This window comes from Nonomuraea sp. NPDC049655 (assembly GCF_044465465.1).
GTDB lineage: Bacteria > Actinomycetota > Actinomycetes > Streptosporangiales > Streptosporangiaceae > Nonomuraea.
Window position 1 is genome coordinate 194,316 of record NZ_JBITLS010000006.1, and the last position, 16,538, is coordinate 210,853.

Genomic DNA, 16,538 nt, shown 5'->3' on the forward strand with positions numbered 1-16,538 from the left:
GGTTCGCCATGGACGCGGCGTGAAGGGGTGCGATGGCCTTTTCTCACGACAAGGGCCGACATCGGCGCGGCCGTTGGTGGCGCCGCGGGTCGTACCTGTTCTCGCGGCGTGACGAGGCTCCTCCGGACGCGGACCGTTCCTTCTGGTCCCGGCGGAAGGAGAGCCGCCCGGAGGCCCCGAGAGAGCAGCTCAAGGGCGCCGAGCGGCGCAGGGAGCAGCAGCCGGAGCGGTTCGCCCGTCCCGGCGGCCCCCAGCGGCGCGAGGTCACCTGGGACGGCCTCTCGCTGCGCGAGCGCGCGCCACGCCTGCCCGCCGCCGTCGCCGAACGCCCCCGCTACACCTGGTACGACTTCGAGCTCGACGACACGCCGCCGAGGGCCCAGCCCAACAGGCCGGAGGCCCCCTCCATCGGCGACGGACTGCGCCACTGCGGCAAGCTGGAGAAGATCCTCCACCGCCAGTGGGACGCCCGGCACGGCCCGCCCTCCAGGGACGCCGTACGCGCGGTGGAGAGCCTGGCCCGGCTGCCCGACCGGCTGAAGGAGCTGCTGGCCGCCGGCCTCGAAGGCATCTACGTCGGCCCCGGCGGCGTCCCCGACCTCGACGACATGGGCTACTTACGCGGCGCGCCGCTCCCGTCCGGCCGGGCCACCTGGGACATCTGCGCCGGCGCGTACGGCGACCGCAAGATCGTGGTGGGCGACCGCCCCTCACCCACGCCGGACGTGATGATGCACGAGGTCGGCCACGCCATCGACGACCTGGACTCGTTCCACGGCGAATGGGTGTCGGACTCGCCGGAGTTCGTCCGGCTCTACGAGAACGCCTTCCCCAAGCTGGCCTCGACCTTCCACCGCCAGGGCAACGGCCTGGGCCGCAAGGAGTTCTTCGCCGACGCCTTCGCCGCCATCGCCGCCCGCCAGCGCCCGGCCCTGGTCGACATGCTCGGCGGCGACACACGGATGGCGCTCGACGTCATGCTCTTCTTCAACCGGCGCTACGGAATCTAGGTGATCAGCCATGTACGTCATCCGGCTCGCTGACGGGACCCTGCGCGTGCCGCAGAGCCTGACCAGCGAAGACGGGCGTCTGATCGGCAACGCGTACGTGGACGTGCAGCCCGGCGATCCCGACTACGACAAGTGGCTGCCCGAGTCGCTGACCGAGGAGGAGGCGGCCGAGCGCCGCAGTCGCTGGGAAGAGGAGAACGACGACCTCGAACGCGAGTTCCTGGCCTTCAAGGCCAGCCAGGAGGACGCCTGAGAAGGATCGGCGCCAGCCACGGTCGGCGGTTGGCGCCGCCCCGTGCCTGCCGTCGGGAAGTGTGGCCCGCAGGCACGCTCGACCACGGCCTCACGACGTGAGGCGGATTGAGGTCCCGCCAGCGGTGATCCTGGCGGATCTCAGGATCACCGACTAGACGGAACGTCAGACGCGCGGGGACTCACCTGCTGGCCTGTCGGCCGTGAGAACGTCCTCGCCTCGAAGAAGGGCGTGCACTTCCGACTCGCGGAAGCGCCGGTGCCCTCCGGGGGTGCGGATACTGCTGATGCGGCCTGCCGCAGCCCAGCGCGTAACCGTCTTTGGGTCTACCCGGAAGAGGGCGGCAACCTCTCCTGGGGTCAGCAGACGCTCGCTGCTACTCTCCACCAATCTCTCCCCCTCGCATCCCGCTTCCTGCCAGCGGGCGGACAGGTAACCAGTGTGTCGAGCGAAGCCTGATTTATCCGTGGTTTTCGACAAAGATCACGGGTTGTTATCAGCTGACTGCCCGATTGTTATATGATAGAGCCTCTTTGGGGCTCTCGTGGGTGTTTCTTTACGAAACACCCTTACTGGGAACAGTAGCAGCGCTCGCGTCCGATGCGAAGAGCGACCGCTACGCAGGGACGAGTAACCTCGAACCCGTGCATCCCGTTCTCGTTTACACCGCGTCGCGGATCGGCCTGTTTGTCGTGACCCTGGGTGTTCTGTACCTCGTCGGCCTGCAAAACCCGCTGTTCCTGCTCGCAGCCGCTTTCGTGATCAGCGGCATAGCCAGCTACGTGCTGCTGTCGAGGCAGCGTGACGCCGTCAGCGCACGCCTCAGCGGCCGGATCGACCGGCCGGAGCCGCAGGACGACTAGGGCAGGGGGAACATGCCAATCCGGGCATGGTACTCCCGTCCGAGTCGCGTTGTGTCACTACCGACTAGTAGGCCGCTCTTGTGCGCCAGAAATGCCTTCACGCCGATGCCCCGCTCCCGGCCGGGATTCCAGGCGAGCGCCTTTCCCGTACGCGGATGAATGGCGCCGATGCCCTCGCGGGGCACCGCTCCCGGGCCGGCCGAGTCGCGGCCCTGCGGGTTGTCCAGCCAGCGCTGGTGGCCGCCGACATACACGGCTGAGCCGGTGACCGCCACCGCGTAGAGCGAGTCGCCGCCGGTGGCGTTGGTCCAGGTCGGCCTGACGTCCGAGCCTGCGGCGTACGTCTCGAACCGGGCGGCCGTGTCGCACATGCGGCCCTTCGGGCCCCCGGTCGTGACCACCACGAAGGAGCGGCCGTCGGGTGCGAAGTCCAGGCCGCGCACGTAGGAGGGGAACGCCTCCGCGCAGCGCTGGGCGTAGACCTCGGTGCGCCAGTCGGCGACCCTGGCCACGGGCCCGCTGACGTCGATCAGCCCGAGCTGCGGCCGGGACCGCCCGCCCAGCGTGGTGAACGAGCCGTCGACCGCCAGCCGGCCGCCCGACAGGGCGAGGGCCTGGACCTTCACCCTGGGCGTGAGCGGCTCGCCCGGCGTGACGGCGAAGCCGGGGTCGGCCACGCCCGTCGCGGCGTCGAGCCCGGCCAGGGCGACGCGCGGCCGGACGAAGTCGCCGCCGACATAGAGCCTGGAGCCGTTCCTGACCACGGTGGTGACCATGCCCCCGTCGATCCGGGGCATGAAGCCGTCGACGAGCTGCCCGTCGGCGACGTTGATCCGGGCGAGCGCGCGGGCGCCCACGTTGTTGACGCCGGGGAAGGCGCCGCCCACGTAGACCGTGCCGTGGTCGCCGGCGGCCAGCCCGTAGACCGGCCCGGCGACGGACGGCGCGAAGCCGCGCAGGATGCGGCCGGTCGCCAGGTCGTAGGCGAACAGGTTGGCCCGGCGCAGCGTGTACGTGCGCCCGGCGTCGCTGACCTCGCTGAACGAGCCGCCGACGACGACGGTGCCACCGACCAGCGCGATGGCGTTGACGATGCCGTCGAGGACGTGGGGGGTGTTGTCGACCGGGTCGGCCGAGACCACGCGGGAGTGCGCGACGGGGGCCGAGGCGATGATCGCCGCAAGGGCGACACGGGCAAGCATTCACCAACAACTAGCAGACGTTCGGTAGCGGTGCCGCTACTTTGCGTCAATTGCCGTAAGGGCCGGGCTCGCCGGCGGCCCGGTGGTGGCTGGTCAAAGGCCGTAACGCCCGGCGAATACCGCACGGGCCGCCTGAGTACTCTTGTCCGCATGACGCGCGCTCAGTTGGACAAGCAGCCGGACGAGGTCGCCGCGATGTTCGATCGCACCGCCCGGCGCTACGACCTGGTCAACGACGTGGCCTCGCTGTGGCAGGTCAGGCTCTGGCGCAAGGCCGTGGCCGCCGCCGTCGACGCGGGGCCCGGCGAGGTCGTGCTCGACCTGGGGGCCGGCACCGGCACCTCCACCGACAGCTTCACCGGCCTCGGCGCCCGCGCGGTGGCCTCCGACTTCTCCCTCGGCATGTTGCGCACGGGCGTGCAGCGGCACGGCGGCAACGCGCTGAGCGGGCCCGGCATCCCGTTCGTGGCCGGCGACGCGATGCGGCTGCCGTTCGCCGACGACGTCTTCGACGCGGTGACGATCTCGGTGGCGCTGCGCAACGTGCACGACACCTCGCAGGCGCTGCGCGAGATGCTCCGCGTGACCAGGCCGGGCGGCCGGCTGGTGATCCTGGAGTTCTCGCACGTCACGTTCGGGCCGTTCGACCTGGTCTACCGCGAATACCTGATGAGGGCCCTGCCCAAGGTGGCCAAGGTGTTCGGCTCCAACGACGACTCCTACGACTACCTGGCCGAGTCCATCAGGGACTGGCCCGACCAGCGGGCGCTGGCCCGGACGATCAGCGACGCCGGCTGGGAGCGGGTCGCCTGGCGCAACCTGACGATGGGCATCGTCGCCGTCCACCGGGCGTTCAAGCCCGCCTGAGCCGCGGGCGGGCGGCCATGGCGGGAGTTCCTGAAATCGTTTTCCGGCTTTCCGCCCGTTCTCGGTTATGCGGGCCACTCTGCGGATGTGCCGGAGGGAATTCCCGCCGGGATGACGACAGGGCCTCTTTCCGGGACGAAACCAGGGGCGAGGATTGTCATCGCACTTTGTGGGCATATCTCTCGATTTCTCGGAAGGAGCCCCGCCGGCTGCTGACGGAGGAGCCGCCGCTGCGCTGCTCGACCGCGCTCGACGAGGCCGTGCCGCGCCGGCGCTTCGGGACACCGCCATGGACCGCTTCGGGAAACCGCCATGGACGAGGAGGAATCGCGCGAATTCATCGCGTCGTCGGCAGATCAATCGTAACGACATGGTTATCGCGGCGTGTCTTGCAGGTCCGGCCGATCTTCTGTTGGCTACCGTCATTGGTCCAGACCAATGAGACTCGGGAGGTAGTCCGTCCGATGAGCGGCCCCACTGTCTCGCCGGGCGGTCGGCGCAGGAGCAGTCTCGGCGCGGCCGCCGGCGAGTGCGTCGAGTTCGCCCGGAGCGCGACCGGCGACGTGCTGTCGCGTGACTCGAAAGACCCCTCGGGCGGAGTGCGCAACGCCGAGTTCGAAGTCTGACGTTCCCGTGCCCGGCCCTTCGTTGACGACGGAGGGCCTTCTTGTGTCCAGGATCCGTACCCCGACTGCCACTATGTACAGGAAAAGCAGTAGACTGCGGGCCGACAAGTTTGTGAAGGGGTTCACAAAGGAACGAAGGCGCAAGACCCCGAGGCCTTCGAGCGTGTAGGACAGGACAGTCCAGTGACCGTGCCACCAGCCATACAGGCTGACGCCGACGTCATCGTCGTCGGCGCCGGTCCCGCCGGTTCCGCAACCGCCTTTTACCTCGCTCAGGCCGGTCTCGACGTGCTGCTCCTGGAGAAGACCAGGTTCCCCCGCGAGAAGGTCTGCGGCGACGGCCTGACGCCACGTGCCGTCAAGCAGTTGCTCAACATGGGCGTCGACATCGACGCGCCCGGCTGGATCAGGAACAAGGGCCTGCGCGTCGTCGGCGGCGGCCTCCGCTTCGAGCTCGACTGGCCGCAGTTGGAGCGCTTCCCCGACTTCGGCCTGGTCCGCACCCGCAAGGACTTCGACCAGATCGTCGCGGCCAACGCGGTCAAGAACGGCGTGCGCCTCATGGAGGGCGTCACCGTGACCGGGCCGGTGCTCGACGACCGCAGCGGGCACATCGTCGGCGTGCGCACCAAGGACGGCGCGACGTACCGCAGCCGGGTGGTCGTGGCGGCCGACGGCAACAGCACCCGCCTGGCGATCGGCATGGGCCTGCACAAGCGGGAGGACCGGCCCATGGGCGTGGCCGTCCGCACCTACTTCGAGAGCCCCCGCCACGACGACGACTATCTGGAGACCTGGCTGGAGCTGTGGGACGGCGACACCCTGCTGCCCGGCTACGGCTGGGTGTTCGGGGTCGGCGACGGCACCGCCAACGTCGGGCTCGGGCTGCTCAACACCAGCGCCCAGTTCGGCAACATCGACTACCGCGACCTGTTGAAGCGCTGGTGCAGGGCCATGCCGGCCGACTGGGGCTTCACCGAGGAGAACATGACGGCCCCCATCCGCGGCGCCGCTCTCCCGATGGCCTTCAACAGGCAGCCGCACTACACCCGGGGTCTTATCCTCGTGGGTGACTCCGGCGGGTCCATCAACCCGTTCAACGGCGAGGGCATCGCCTACGCCATGGAGACCGGCGAGATCGCCGCCGAGATCATCGCGAAGGCACTCAAGGACACCACTCCCGCACAGCGCGAGCGGATCCTGAGGACCTACCCCCAGGTGATGAAGGACGCCTACGGCGGCTACTTCACACTAGGGAGGTTGTTCGTCGAGGCGATTGGGAAGCCGGGTGTGATGAGCTTCGGGACCAGGCACGGCCTGCCACACCCGAGGCTGATGCGCTTCGCGCTCAAGCTCCTTGGTAATCTCACCGACCGGCGAGGCGATGCGTCCGACATGATCATCAACGCTCTCTCGAAGGTCGCCCCACCAGCATGATTCCCACGACAGACACATCAAGCTGCGCGCCCGCGCGCGCGGCGACTCCAGAGGAGGCGTAGCGATGGACCTTTACGTGCCCATCCTGGTGCTCGCCGTTCTCGCGGGGGGCTTCGCGATCTTCTCGGTCGCCATCGCTCCCTTCACCGGACCCAAGCGCTGGAACCGCGCCAAGCTTGACGCCTATGAATGCGGCATCGAGCCGACGCCCCAGCCGGTCGGTGGCGGACGGTTCCCGCTCAAATACATGATCACCGCGATGCTCTTCATCGTGTTCGACATCGAGATCATCTTCCTCTACCCGTGGGCGGTCTCCTTCGCGCCGCTGAAGAACGACGCGGGCACCGTCATCGCGTCCGGCCTCGGGCTGTTCGCGCTGGTCGAGATGCTGCTGTTCATCGTCACCGTGCTCGTCGCATACGCGTACGTGTGGCGCCGCAAGGGTCTGGACTGGGACTGAAAATGGGACTTGAAGAGAAACTCCCCAGCGGGTTCATCCTCAGCACGGTCGAAGCCGCCGCAGGATGGGCGCGGAAGAGCTCGGTGTGGCCGGCCACGTTCGGCCTCGCATGTTGCGCCATCGAGCTGATGGCCACCGGTGGCCCCCACTACGACCTGGCGCGCTTCGGCATGGAGCGCGCTTCGGCGTCTCCCCGCCAGGCCGACCTCATGATCGTCGCCGGGCGCGTGTCGCAGAAGATGGCGCCCGTCCTGCGGCAGATCTACGACCAGATGGCCGAGCCCAAGTGGGTCATCGCCATGGGCGTGTGCGCCTCCAGCGGCGGCATGTTCAACAACTACGCCATCGTGCAGGGCGTCGACCACGTCGTGCCGGTCGACATCTACCTGCCCGGCTGCCCGCCGCGGCCCGAGATGCTGATCGACGCGATCGTGAAGCTGCACGACAAGATCCAGAACATGAAGTTCGGCGCTCACCGCGCCAAGCAGATCGAGGACCTCGAACTGCGGGCGCTGCGCACGCTGCCGCTGATCGACCAGGGGGCCGGAAAGTGACCTCGCCCGACCACCTTCCCGGGAGCCCGGAGAGCGGGGAGGCCCCCGAGGCCGCCTCGGTCCCGGCCGTCCCCGAGGCGCCCGTCGCCCGGCACGGCATGTTCGGCGCGCACGACTCCGGCGACACCTCCGGCTACGGCGGCCTCGTCGTCCGCCGGGCGCCGCAGATCTCCACGCCCCGCCCGTACGGCGGCTACTTCGACGAGCTGGTCGACGCCCTCGCCCTCGACGACGCCATCGAGCGCGTCGTGGTCGACCGCGGCGAGCTGACCCTGCACGTCCGCCGCGAGCGTCTGGTGGAGGTCGCCCAGAAGCTGCGCGACGATCCGGCCCTGCGTTTCGAGCTGTCGCTCGGCGTCTCCGGGGTGCACTACCCGCACCTGAAGGGCGAGGAGCTGCACGCCGTCTACCACCTGTGCTCGATCACCCACAACAGGCGCGTGCGCCTGGAGGTCAGCGCACCGGACACCGACCCGCACATTCCATCCACCGTGGGCGTTTACCCTGGTCATGACTGGCATGAGCGGGAGACGTACGACTTCTTCGGAATCGTCTTCGACGGCCATCCGTCGCTCACCCGGATCATGATGCCGGATGACTGGGACGGTCACCCGCAGCGCAAGGACTACCCGCTCGGCGGCATCCCGGTCGAGTACCGGGGCGCCACCATCCCCTCGCCGGACCAGAGGAGGTCTTACTCATGAGCACCGCTTATGACGAGGCGACAGAGGGCAAGGTCTACTCGGTCACCGGCGGAGACTGGGACGAGGTCGTCGGCGGCGCGCGCGACACCGAGGAAGAGCGCCTGGTCGTCAACATGGGCCCGCAGCACCCGTCCACGCACGGCGTGCTCCGCCTGGTCCTGACGCTCGACGGTGAGACGGTCACCGAGGCGCGCAGCGTCATCGGCTACCTGCACACCGGCATCGAGAAGAACATGGAGTACCGGACGTGGACCCAGGGGACCACGTTCGTGACCCGCATGGACTACCTCTCGCCGATCTTCAACGAGACCGCGTACTGCATGGGCGTGGAGAAGCTGCTCGGCATCACCGACCGCGTGCCCGAGCGGGCGCAGGCCATCCGCGTGATGATGATGGAGCTCAACCGCATCGCCTCGCACCTGGTCGCGATGGGCACGTTCGGCATGGAGCTGGGCGCGACCACGCCGTTCCTGTTCGGCTACCGCGACCGTGAAATGATCATGGACCTGTTCGAGTACATCACGGGTCTGCGCATGAACCACGCCTACGTCAGGCCGGGCGGCGTCAGCGTCGACCTGCCCGCGGGCGCGGTGGACAAGGTGGGCGAGTTCCTCAAGGAGATGCCCAAGCGGATCAAGGACATCCGCAAGCTCCTCGACGAGAACCCCGTCTACGTGCGCCGCACCAAGGACGTGGGCTACCTCGACCTGACCGGCTGCATGGCGCTGGGCATCACCGGCCCGATCCTGCGCGCCGCCGGGCTGCCCTGGGACCTGCGCAAGTCGCAGCCCTACTCCGGCTACGAGACGTACGAGTTCGAGGTCGCCACCGAGCGCGGCTGCGACGTCTACTCGCGCTACCTCGTGCGCATGCGGGAGATGGAGGAGTCGCTCAAGATCATCGAGCAGGCTCTCGACCGCATCGCGGGCCCGCTCAAGGGCGACCCGGTCATGATCGAGGACAAGAAGATCGGCTGGCCCGCGCAGCTCGCGCTCGGCCCCGACGGCTTCGGCAACTCGCCCGACCACATCGCGCACATCATGGGCAGCTCGATGGAGGCCCTGATCCACCACTTCAAGCTGGTGACCGAGGGCTTCCGGGTCCCGGCCGGCCAGGCGTACGCGAGCATCGAGTCGCCCAAGGGCGAGCTCGGGGCGCACGTCGTCAGCGACGGCGGCACCCGCCCGTACCGCGTGCACTTCCGCGAGCCTTCCTTCTGCAACCTGCAGGGCTTCCCCGCCATGGCGGAGGGCGGCCAGGTCGCCGACGTGATCGCCGCGGTGGCTTCTATCGACCCCGTCATGGGAGGTGTGGACCGGTGACTTATTCACCGGAAGTCCGCGAGCGTCTCGAACAGGACGCCAAGGAGATCATCGGCCGCTACCCCAAGACGCGGTCCGCCCTGCTGCCGCTGCTCCACCTCGTGCAGTCGGCCGACGGCTACGTCTCCGACGACGGCAAGGAGTTCTGCGCCGAGATGCTGGGCCTGAGCAAGGCCGAGGTCACCGGCGTGGCCACCTTCTACACGATGTACAAGCGCAAGCCGGCCGGCGACTACCACGTCGGCGTCTGCATCAACGCGCTGTGCGCCGTCATGGGCGGCGACGAGATCTGGGACGAGCTGTCCGAGCACGTCGGCGTCGGCCACGAGGAGACCACCGGCGACGGCAAGATCTCGCTGGAGCGCCTGGAGTGCAACGCGGCCTGCGACTTCGCCCCGGTCATGATGGTCAACTGGGAGTTCTTCGACAACCAGACCCCCGACTCGGCCAAGCAGCTCGTCGACGACCTGCGTGACGGCAAGGACGTGCGGCCGACCCGCGGACCGAAGAAGCTCTGCACCTTCAAGGAGGCCTCGCGCGTGCTCGCGGGCCTGCCCGACGACCTGGCGGGCGACGGCCCGTCGGCCGCCGGCCCCTCGCTGGAGGGCCTGAAGGTGGCCAAGGCCAACGGATGGAAGGCCCCCGAGGCATGAGCACCACACTGACCCCGGTCCTGACCGCCAACTGGGACCAGGCCGACTCCTTCACCCTCGACGGCTACGGCGGTGACTACAAGGCGGCCAAGAAGGCGCTGGGCATGGACCCCGACGCCGTCATCCAGGCGGTCAAGGACTCCGGCCTGCGCGGCCGCGGCGGCGCGGGCTTCCCCACCGGCATGAAGTGGGGATTCATCCCGCAGGGCGACGGCAAGCCCCACTACCTCGTCGTCAACGCCGACGAGTCGGAGCCGGGCACCTGCAAGGACATCCCGCTGATGATGGCCAACCCGCACTCGCTGGTCGAGGGCGTCATCATCACCGCGTTCGCGATCAGGGCCAACTACGCCTTCATCTACGTGCGCGGCGAGGTGCTGCACGTCATCCGCCGGCTGCACGCGGCCGTGCGCGAGGCGTACGAGAAGGGCTTCCTGGGCGAGGACATCTTCGGCTCCGGGTACAACCTGGAACTCGTCGTGCACAGCGGCGCCGGCGCGTACATCTGCGGCGAGGAGACGGCGCTGCTCGACTCGCTGGAGGGCTTCAGAGGTCAACCGCGACTCAAGCCCCCGTTCCCGGCCGTGGCGGGCCTGTACGCCTCGCCGACTGTCGTGAACAACGTCGAGTCGATCGCCAGTGTTCCCTCGATCATCAGCAACGGCGCCGACTGGTTCGCCTCGATGGGCACCGAGAAGTCCAAGGGCTTCGGCATCTTCTCCCTCAGCGGCCACGTCACCAGGCCCGGCCAGTACGAGGCCCCGCTCGGCATCACGCTGCGCGAGCTGCTCGACATGGCCGGCGGCATCCGCGAGGGGCACCAGATCAAGTTCTGGACCCCGGGCGGCTCGTCCACGCCGATCTTCACCGACGAGCACCTCGACGTGCCGCTCGACTTCGAGGCCGTCGGCGCCAAGGGCTCGATGCTCGGCACCCGCGCGCTGCAGATCTTCGACGAGACCACCTGCGTGGTCCGCACGGTGCTGCGCTGGACCGAGTTCTACGCCCACGAGTCCTGCGGCAAGTGCACGCCGTGCCGCGAGGGCACGTACTGGCTCAAGCAGGTGCTCAAGCGCCTGGAGAAGGGCCAGGGCACCGAGGAGGACCTGTCCACGATCACCGACATCGCGGACAACATCCTCGGCCGCTCGTTCTGCGCCCTCGGCGACGGCGCGACCAGCCCGATCCACTCCTCGGTGAAGTACTTCCGCGAGGAGTACCTCAAGCACTTCGAGATCGGCGGCTGCCCGTTCGACCCGAAGAAGTCCACTCTCTGGGGTGAGCAGTGACCGTCGTAGAAACAGAAACCACCCTGGTGACCCTCACCATCGACGGGTTCCAGGTCAGTGTCCCCAAGGGCACCCTGATCATCAGGGCCGCCGAGCTGCTGGGCATCCAGATCCCCCGGTTCTGCGACCACCCGCTGCTCGACCCGGCGGCCAACTGCCGCCAGTGCCTCGTCGACATCCCCGACGCGGGCAACGGCCGCGGCTTCCCCAAGCCGCAGCCGTCCTGCGCGATCGAGGTCGCCGAGGGCATGGTCGTGCAGACCCAGCTCACCTCGCCGGTCGCCGAGAAGGCGCAGCGCGGGGCCATGGAGCTGCTGCTGATGAACCACCCGCTCGACTGCCCGGTCTGCGACAAGGGCGGCGAGTGCCCCCTGCAGAACCAGGCCATGTCGAACGGCCAGGGCGAGTCGCGGTTCCAGGAGCAGAAGCGCACGTTCCCCAAGCCGCTGCCGCTGTCCACGCAGGTGCTGCTCGACCGTGAGCGCTGCGTCCAGTGCGCCCGCTGCATCCGCTTCTCCGACCAGATCGCCGGCGACCCGCTCATCGAGTTCTTCGAGCGCGGCGCCAAGGAGCAGGTCCGGGTCGCCGACGGCAAGCCGTTCAACTCCTACTTCTCCGGCAACACGGTGCAGATCTGCCCGGTCGGCGCGCTCACCGGCGCGGCCTACCGGTTCCGGGCGCGCCCGTTCGACCTGGTCTCCACGCCGAGCGCGTGCGAGCACTGCGCGTCGGGCTGCTCCCTGCGCACCGACCACCGGCGCGGCCGGGTGACCCGCCGCCTGGCGGGCAACGACCCGCAGGTGAACGAGGAGTGGAACTGCGACAAGGGCCGCTGGGCCTTCTCCTACGCCACCCAGCCCGACCGGCTCAAGACGCCTCTGGTGCGCAACGAGGAAGGCGTGCTCGTGCCCGCCTCGTGGCCGGAGGCGCTGGCGGTCGCCGCCGAGGGGCTGGCCGCCGCCCGCGGCAGGGCCGGCGTGCTGGTCGGCGGCCGGGTCACGGTCGAGGACGCCTACGCCTACAGCAAGTTCGCCCGGGTCGCGCTGGGCAGCAACGACATCGACTTCCGCGCCCGTCCGCACTCCGCCGAGGAGGCGCAGTTCCTTGCGCACGCGGTCGCCGGCAAGGGCATCGAGATCAGCTACACCGACCTTGAGAAGGCTCCGGCCGTGCTGCTCGTCGGGTTCGAGCCCGAGGAGGAGTCGCCGATCGTCTTCCTGCGCCTGCGCAAGGCGTGGCAGAAGAAGGGCCTGAAGGTCACCGCGATCGCGCCGTTCGCCTCCGCCGGGCTGGCCAAGATGGGCGGCACGCTCATCGCCACCGCCCCGGGCGCCGAGGCCGACGCGATCGGCGACCTGGTGGGCACGCTGGCCGAGGGCACGATCGTGCTGGCCGGCGAGCGGCTGGCCACCGTGCCGGGCGCACTGTCGGCCCTGGTCCGCCTCGGCGCCGGCTCCGGCGTCCGGCTGGCCTGGGTGCCGCGCAGGGCCGGTGAGCGCGGCGCGCTCGAAGCCGGCGCGCTGCCCAACCTGCTGCCGATCGGCCGTCCCGTGGACGACGAGGCCGCCAGGACCGAGGTCGCCAGGGTCTGGAACGTGGGCTCGCTGCCCGCCCTGCCCGGCCGCGACACCGACGGCATCATCGCCGCCGCCCGCGCCGGCGAGATCGACGCGCTGGTCGTGGCCGGCGTCGACCCGCACGACCTGGCCGACCCGGCCGCCGCGCTGGAGGCGCTGGAGAACACGCCGTTCATCGTCAGCCTGGAGATCCGCGCCAGCCCCGTCACCGACCGCGCCGACGTGGTGCTGCCGGTCGCGGCGGTGCAGGAGAAGAGCGGCACGTTCGTCAACTGGGAGGGCAGGGGCCGCTCGTTCGAGGCGCCGCTGCGCGTGCCCGGCCTCCAGAGCGACCTGGCCGTCATCGGCAACCTCGCCGACCGCATGGACGTGCACCTCGGCCTGCCGGACGCCAAGGCCGTCCGGCGCGAGCTGGCCAGCCTCGGCGCCTGGCGCGGGGTCCGCGTCGCCGCGCCGAGCACCGCCACCCGCGCCCAGGCCGCCCCGGCGGCCGGCGAGGCGCTGCTGGCGACCTGGCACCTGCTGCTCGACGAGGGCAGGCTCCAGGACGGCGAGCCGTACCTGGCCGGCACCGCCCGCGCCACCGAGGCGCTGGTGTCGGCGGCCACGGCGGCCGAGATCGGCGTCATCGACGGCGACAAGCTCGTCGTCGGCGGCCCCGGCCCCAACGCGGTCACGCTGCCGGTCCGCGTCGCCGACCTGCCCGACCGGGTGGTCTGGGTGCCGGCGAACTCCGGCGGCTGCTCGGTCACGCGCGACCTGCGCGCGCTGGCCGGCGACATCGTCACGATCGGGAGCGCATCATGACCCACGTTCTCGCGGCCGATCCCACCCTCGCCGACTTCGGCAAGGACCCGCTGTGGATCACCATCATCAAGGCCGTGATGCTGTTCGCCTTCCTGATGCTGGGCATCCTGTTCGGCGTCTGGTACGAGCGCAAGCTGATCTCGCGGATGCAGCACCGCTACGGCCCCAACCGGGCCGGCAAGTTCGGTCTGCTCCAGTCGGTGGCCGACGGCATCAAGATGGGTCTGAAGGAGGACATCTTCCCGCGGACCGTGGACAAGGTGCTCTACCTGCTGGCCCCCGTGATCATGGTCGTGCCGGCGTTCCTGGCCTTCTCGATCGTGCCGTTCGCGCCGATGGTCAACCTGTTCGGCGTCCAGACGCCGCTGCAGCTCGTCGACCTGCCGGTGGCGGTGCTGTTCATGCTGGCCATGGGCGCCATCTCGGTCTACGGCGTGGTGCTGGCCGGCTGGTCGTCGCGCTCGCCGTACGCGCTGCTGGGCGGTCTGCGGTCGGCGGCGCAGGTGGTCTCGTACGAGATCGCGATGGGCCTGTCGTTCGTGGCGATCTTCCTGTTCGCCGGGACGCTGTCCACCTCCGAGATCGTCAAGGCGCAGGGCGAGCAGGGCTGGTTCGTCTTCCTGCTGATCCCGTCGTTCGTGATCTACGTGATCTGCATGTTCGGCGAGGCCGCCCGAATCCCGTTCGACCTCCCCGAGGGCGAGGGTGAGCTGGTCGGCGGCTTCCAGACCGAGTACTCCTCGTCCCTGAAGTTCGCCCTCATCATGATGGGCGAGTACCTGCACACCTTCACCGCCTCGGGCATCGCGGTCACCCTGTTCCTGGGCGGCTGGCGGGCCCCGTGGCCGATCTCCCTGTGGGACGGCGCCAACACGGGCTGGTGGCCGGTGCTGTGGTTCTTCATCAAGTTCGTGCTGACCTTCAGCTTCATCGTGTGGGTGCGTGCCTCGCTGCCGCGCGTGCGCTACGACCAGCTCATGTCCCTGGGCTGGAAGGTGCTGATCCCGGTGAACCTGGCCTGGATCCTGCTCGTCGCCGCGGCTCGCAACGTGGTCGTCAACGAGGGCAACAAGACGGTCGGCATCGTGATCGGCGCGGTCATCGTGGTCGGCGCGCTGGCCATCTGGATGCGGTTCGACACCGTCAACCAGCGGCGCAAGGAGGCGCGCAAGGCCGAGGTGGAGGCCGAGTTCGAGCAACTGTCCGACGAGCCGACGGCCGGCGGCTTCCCTGTGCCGCCGCTCGATCTGCCGCACTACCACGGGGTGCAGCACAAGGAGATTCCCAGTGGGACTAACTGATTGGCTGAACCCCGTCAAGGGCTTCGGGGTCACCTTCCACACGATGTTCAAGAAGCCCGTCACGACCAACTACCCGGAGGTCAAGAAGCCGACGGCTCCTCGCTTCCACGGTCGTCACCAGCTCAACCGCTGGCCGGACGGGCTGGAGAAGTGCGTCGGGTGCGAGCTGTGCGCGTGGGCGTGTCCGGCGGACGCGATCTACGTCGAGGGCGCGGACAACACCGACGAGGAGCGCTTCTCGCCGGGTGAGCGTTACGGGCGCACGTACCAGATCAACTATCTGCGGTGCATCCTGTGCGGCCTGTGCATCGAGGCCTGCCCGACCCGCGCGCTCACCATGACCAACGAGTACGAGCTCGCCGACAGCAGCCGCGAGAGCCTCATCTACACCAAGGAGATGCTCCTCGCGGACCTGACGCCGGGCATGGAGCAGCCGCCCCACCCGATGCGTCTCGGCGAGACCGAAGAGGACTACTACCGGCTGGGACGAACCAATGGGTGAGACCATCACATTCTGGGTTCTCGCCGTCGTATCCGTCGGCGCGGCGCTCGGCATGGTCTTCAACAGGAAGGCCGTCTACTCAGCGCTGATGCTCGGCACCGTGATGCTCTGCCTCGCGGTGCTCTACGCCGTCCAGGACGCGCCCTTCCTCGCCGCGGTGCAGATCATCGTCTACACCGGCGCCATCATGATGCTGTTCCTGTTCGTGCTCATGCTGGTGGGCGTGGACTCCTCCGACTCCTTCGTGGAGACGCTGAGGGGCCAGCGCTTCTGGGGCGCCCTCGCGGCCCTCGGCTTCGCCGTCCTGATCATCCTGGCGGTGGGCAACGCGATCTTCTCCGGTGAGGCGGGCCTGGCGCAGGCCACGGCGCAGGGCGGCTACGTCCGCTCGATCGCGCTGCTGCTGTTCACCAAGTACGTCTTCGCGTTCGAGGTCACCTCGGCCCTGCTGATCACCGCCGCCCTGGGCGCGATGGTCCTGGCGCACCGGGAGAAGTTCACCGAGAAGGTCACGCAGAAGGACCTCTCGCGCGCCCGGTTCCTCGGCGAGCGTCCCTCGCCGCTGCCCGGCCCCGGCACCTACGCCAGGAACAACGCCATCGACATGCCGGCGCTGCTGCCCGACGGCTCGGTCGCCGAGTCGTCGGTCAACCGCTACATCGCCCGCTACGACGTCGAGCACGGCCACCTCCCCGAGGACCCGAAGCTCGCCGAGGCCATCAAGCACACGGCCGAGGATGACGCCGAGGAGACGACCAACGAGGTGACCAAGTGACGACCCACTACCTGATCCTGTCGGGTGTGCTGTTCGCGATCGGCGCGCTCGGCGTGCTGATCAGGCGCAACGCGATCGTGGTGTTCATGTGCGTCGAGCTCATGCTCAACGCCTGCAACCTCGCGTTCGTCACCTTCGCCAGGCAGAACGGCAACCTGGAGGGCCAGATCATCGCGTTCTTCGTGATGGTGGTGGCCGCGGCCGAGGTCGTCGTCGGCCTGGCCATCATCGTGACGATCTTCCGAACCCGCAGGTCCGCGTCCGTCGACGACGCCAACCTGCTGAAGTACTAAGAGGTGACTGGTGGAATCTCCTGCTGAGATCGTCCAGCACACC

The 16,538-nt window shown here is 69.0% G+C and carries 19 protein-coding genes; 17 read left to right on the forward strand and 2 right to left on the reverse strand.

What is annotated here, in order from left to right; genetic code table 11:
• Positions 1-32: 32 nt before the first annotated feature.
• Together ACIBQ6_RS20775 and ACIBQ6_RS20780 are read left to right on the forward strand one after the other, a co-directional pair.
• The gene (locus tag ACIBQ6_RS20775; protein ID WP_358290264.1) at positions 33-1,010 is read left to right on the forward strand and encodes a hypothetical protein; all 978 of its coding nucleotides are present in this window, start codon (positions 33-35) and stop codon (positions 1,008-1,010) included.
• Positions 1,011-1,020: 10 nt separating this feature from the next.
• Complete coding sequence (locus tag ACIBQ6_RS20780) at positions 1,021-1,263, forward strand: hypothetical protein (protein ID WP_357966334.1); 243 nt, start codon at positions 1,021-1,023, stop codon at positions 1,261-1,263.
• Positions 1,264-1,428: 165 nt separating this feature from the next.
• Here the strand turns inward: ACIBQ6_RS20780 and ACIBQ6_RS20785 are convergent, their stop codons facing one another.
• Complete coding sequence (locus ACIBQ6_RS20785) at positions 1,429-1,650, reverse strand: BldC family transcriptional regulator (protein WP_026214226.1); 222 nt, start codon at positions 1,648-1,650, stop codon at positions 1,429-1,431.
• Between the two features lie 257 nt (positions 1,651-1,907).
• On the opposite strand from ACIBQ6_RS20785, the gene ACIBQ6_RS20790 reads away from it, so the two are divergent.
• Positions 1,908-2,126 carry a DUF4229 domain-containing protein gene (locus ACIBQ6_RS20790; protein WP_352357263.1) on the forward strand — a complete coding sequence of 73 codons (219 nt, stop codon included), beginning with the start codon at positions 1,908-1,910 and terminating at the stop codon, positions 2,124-2,126.
• On the opposite strand, the gene ACIBQ6_RS20795 is transcribed toward ACIBQ6_RS20790, so the two are convergent.
• Positions 2,123-3,328: a hypothetical protein gene (locus ACIBQ6_RS20795; protein WP_358290260.1), complete on the reverse strand. Its 1,206-nt coding sequence runs from the start codon at positions 3,326-3,328 to the stop codon at positions 2,123-2,125. The two genes, ACIBQ6_RS20790 and ACIBQ6_RS20795, sit on opposite strands and share 4 nt — an antisense overlap.
• Positions 3,329-3,478: 150 nt before the next feature.
• Here ACIBQ6_RS20795 and ACIBQ6_RS20800 point away from each other — a divergent pair, with 150 nt between their 5' ends.
• The 14 genes from ACIBQ6_RS20800 (at position 3,479) to nuoK (ending at position 16,495) form a co-directional block, all read left to right on the forward strand.
• The gene (locus ACIBQ6_RS20800) at positions 3,479-4,195 is read left to right on the forward strand and encodes a demethylmenaquinone methyltransferase (protein ID WP_358290257.1); all 717 of its coding nucleotides are present in this window, start codon (positions 3,479-3,481) and stop codon (positions 4,193-4,195) included.
• Positions 4,196-4,659: 464 nt separating this feature from the next.
• Complete coding sequence (locus ACIBQ6_RS20805; protein ID WP_358290254.1) at positions 4,660-4,821, forward strand: DUF397 domain-containing protein; 162 nt, start codon at positions 4,660-4,662, stop codon at positions 4,819-4,821.
• Positions 4,822-5,004: 183 nt separating this feature from the next.
• A complete protein-coding gene (locus ACIBQ6_RS20810) occupies positions 5,005-6,258 on the forward strand; it encodes a geranylgeranyl reductase family protein (protein ID WP_352322514.1) in 1,254 nt (417 codons plus the stop codon).
• A gap of 64 nt (positions 6,259-6,322) precedes the next feature.
• Positions 6,323-6,718, forward strand: a complete 396-nt coding sequence (locus ACIBQ6_RS20815) for an NADH-quinone oxidoreductase subunit A (RefSeq protein ID WP_358290251.1) — start codon at positions 6,323-6,325, stop codon at positions 6,716-6,718.
• Between the two features lie 2 nt (positions 6,719-6,720).
• Positions 6,721-7,272, forward strand: a complete 552-nt coding sequence (locus tag ACIBQ6_RS20820; protein ID WP_352322512.1) for an NADH-quinone oxidoreductase subunit B family protein — start codon at positions 6,721-6,723, stop codon at positions 7,270-7,272.
• A 98-nt stretch (positions 7,273-7,370) separates the two neighbouring features.
• On the forward strand, positions 7,371-7,976 hold the full coding sequence (locus tag ACIBQ6_RS20825; RefSeq protein WP_358290768.1) for an NADH-quinone oxidoreductase subunit C: 606 nt from the start codon (positions 7,371-7,373) through the stop codon (positions 7,974-7,976).
• Positions 7,973-9,298 carry an NADH-quinone oxidoreductase subunit D gene (locus tag ACIBQ6_RS20830; protein ID WP_358290248.1) on the forward strand — a complete coding sequence of 442 codons (1,326 nt, stop codon included), beginning with the start codon at positions 7,973-7,975 and terminating at the stop codon, positions 9,296-9,298. The genes ACIBQ6_RS20825 and ACIBQ6_RS20830 overlap by 4 nt, the downstream gene beginning before the upstream one ends.
• Positions 9,295-9,951, forward strand: coding sequence for an NADH-quinone oxidoreductase subunit NuoE (gene nuoE, locus ACIBQ6_RS20835; RefSeq protein WP_387678071.1), 657 nt, complete (start codon positions 9,295-9,297; stop codon positions 9,949-9,951). Before ACIBQ6_RS20830 ends, nuoE begins: the two co-directional genes overlap by 4 nt.
• Complete coding sequence (gene nuoF / locus ACIBQ6_RS20840) at positions 9,948-11,240, forward strand: NADH-quinone oxidoreductase subunit NuoF (protein WP_352322509.1); 1,293 nt, start codon at positions 9,948-9,950, stop codon at positions 11,238-11,240. Before nuoE ends, nuoF begins: the two co-directional genes overlap by 4 nt.
• Positions 11,237-13,624, forward strand: coding sequence for an NADH-quinone oxidoreductase subunit G (locus ACIBQ6_RS20845; RefSeq protein WP_397213671.1), 2,388 nt, complete (start codon positions 11,237-11,239; stop codon positions 13,622-13,624). The genes nuoF and ACIBQ6_RS20845 overlap by 4 nt, the downstream gene beginning before the upstream one ends.
• Positions 13,621-14,925 carry an NADH-quinone oxidoreductase subunit NuoH gene (gene nuoH, locus ACIBQ6_RS20850; RefSeq protein WP_352322507.1) on the forward strand — a complete coding sequence of 435 codons (1,305 nt, stop codon included), beginning with the start codon at positions 13,621-13,623 and terminating at the stop codon, positions 14,923-14,925. Before ACIBQ6_RS20845 ends, nuoH begins: the two co-directional genes overlap by 4 nt.
• The gene (nuoI, locus tag ACIBQ6_RS20855; protein ID WP_352357245.1) at positions 14,912-15,427 is read left to right on the forward strand and encodes an NADH-quinone oxidoreductase subunit NuoI; all 516 of its coding nucleotides are present in this window, start codon (positions 14,912-14,914) and stop codon (positions 15,425-15,427) included. Before nuoH ends, nuoI begins: the two co-directional genes overlap by 14 nt.
• Positions 15,420-16,202, forward strand: a complete 783-nt coding sequence (locus tag ACIBQ6_RS20860) for an NADH-quinone oxidoreductase subunit J (RefSeq protein ID WP_397213673.1) — start codon at positions 15,420-15,422, stop codon at positions 16,200-16,202. The genes nuoI and ACIBQ6_RS20860 overlap by 8 nt, the downstream gene beginning before the upstream one ends.
• The gene (nuoK, locus tag ACIBQ6_RS20865; RefSeq protein ID WP_352322504.1) at positions 16,199-16,495 is read left to right on the forward strand and encodes an NADH-quinone oxidoreductase subunit NuoK; all 297 of its coding nucleotides are present in this window, start codon (positions 16,199-16,201) and stop codon (positions 16,493-16,495) included. Before ACIBQ6_RS20860 ends, nuoK begins: the two co-directional genes overlap by 4 nt.
• Positions 16,496-16,538 lie beyond the last annotated feature (43 nt).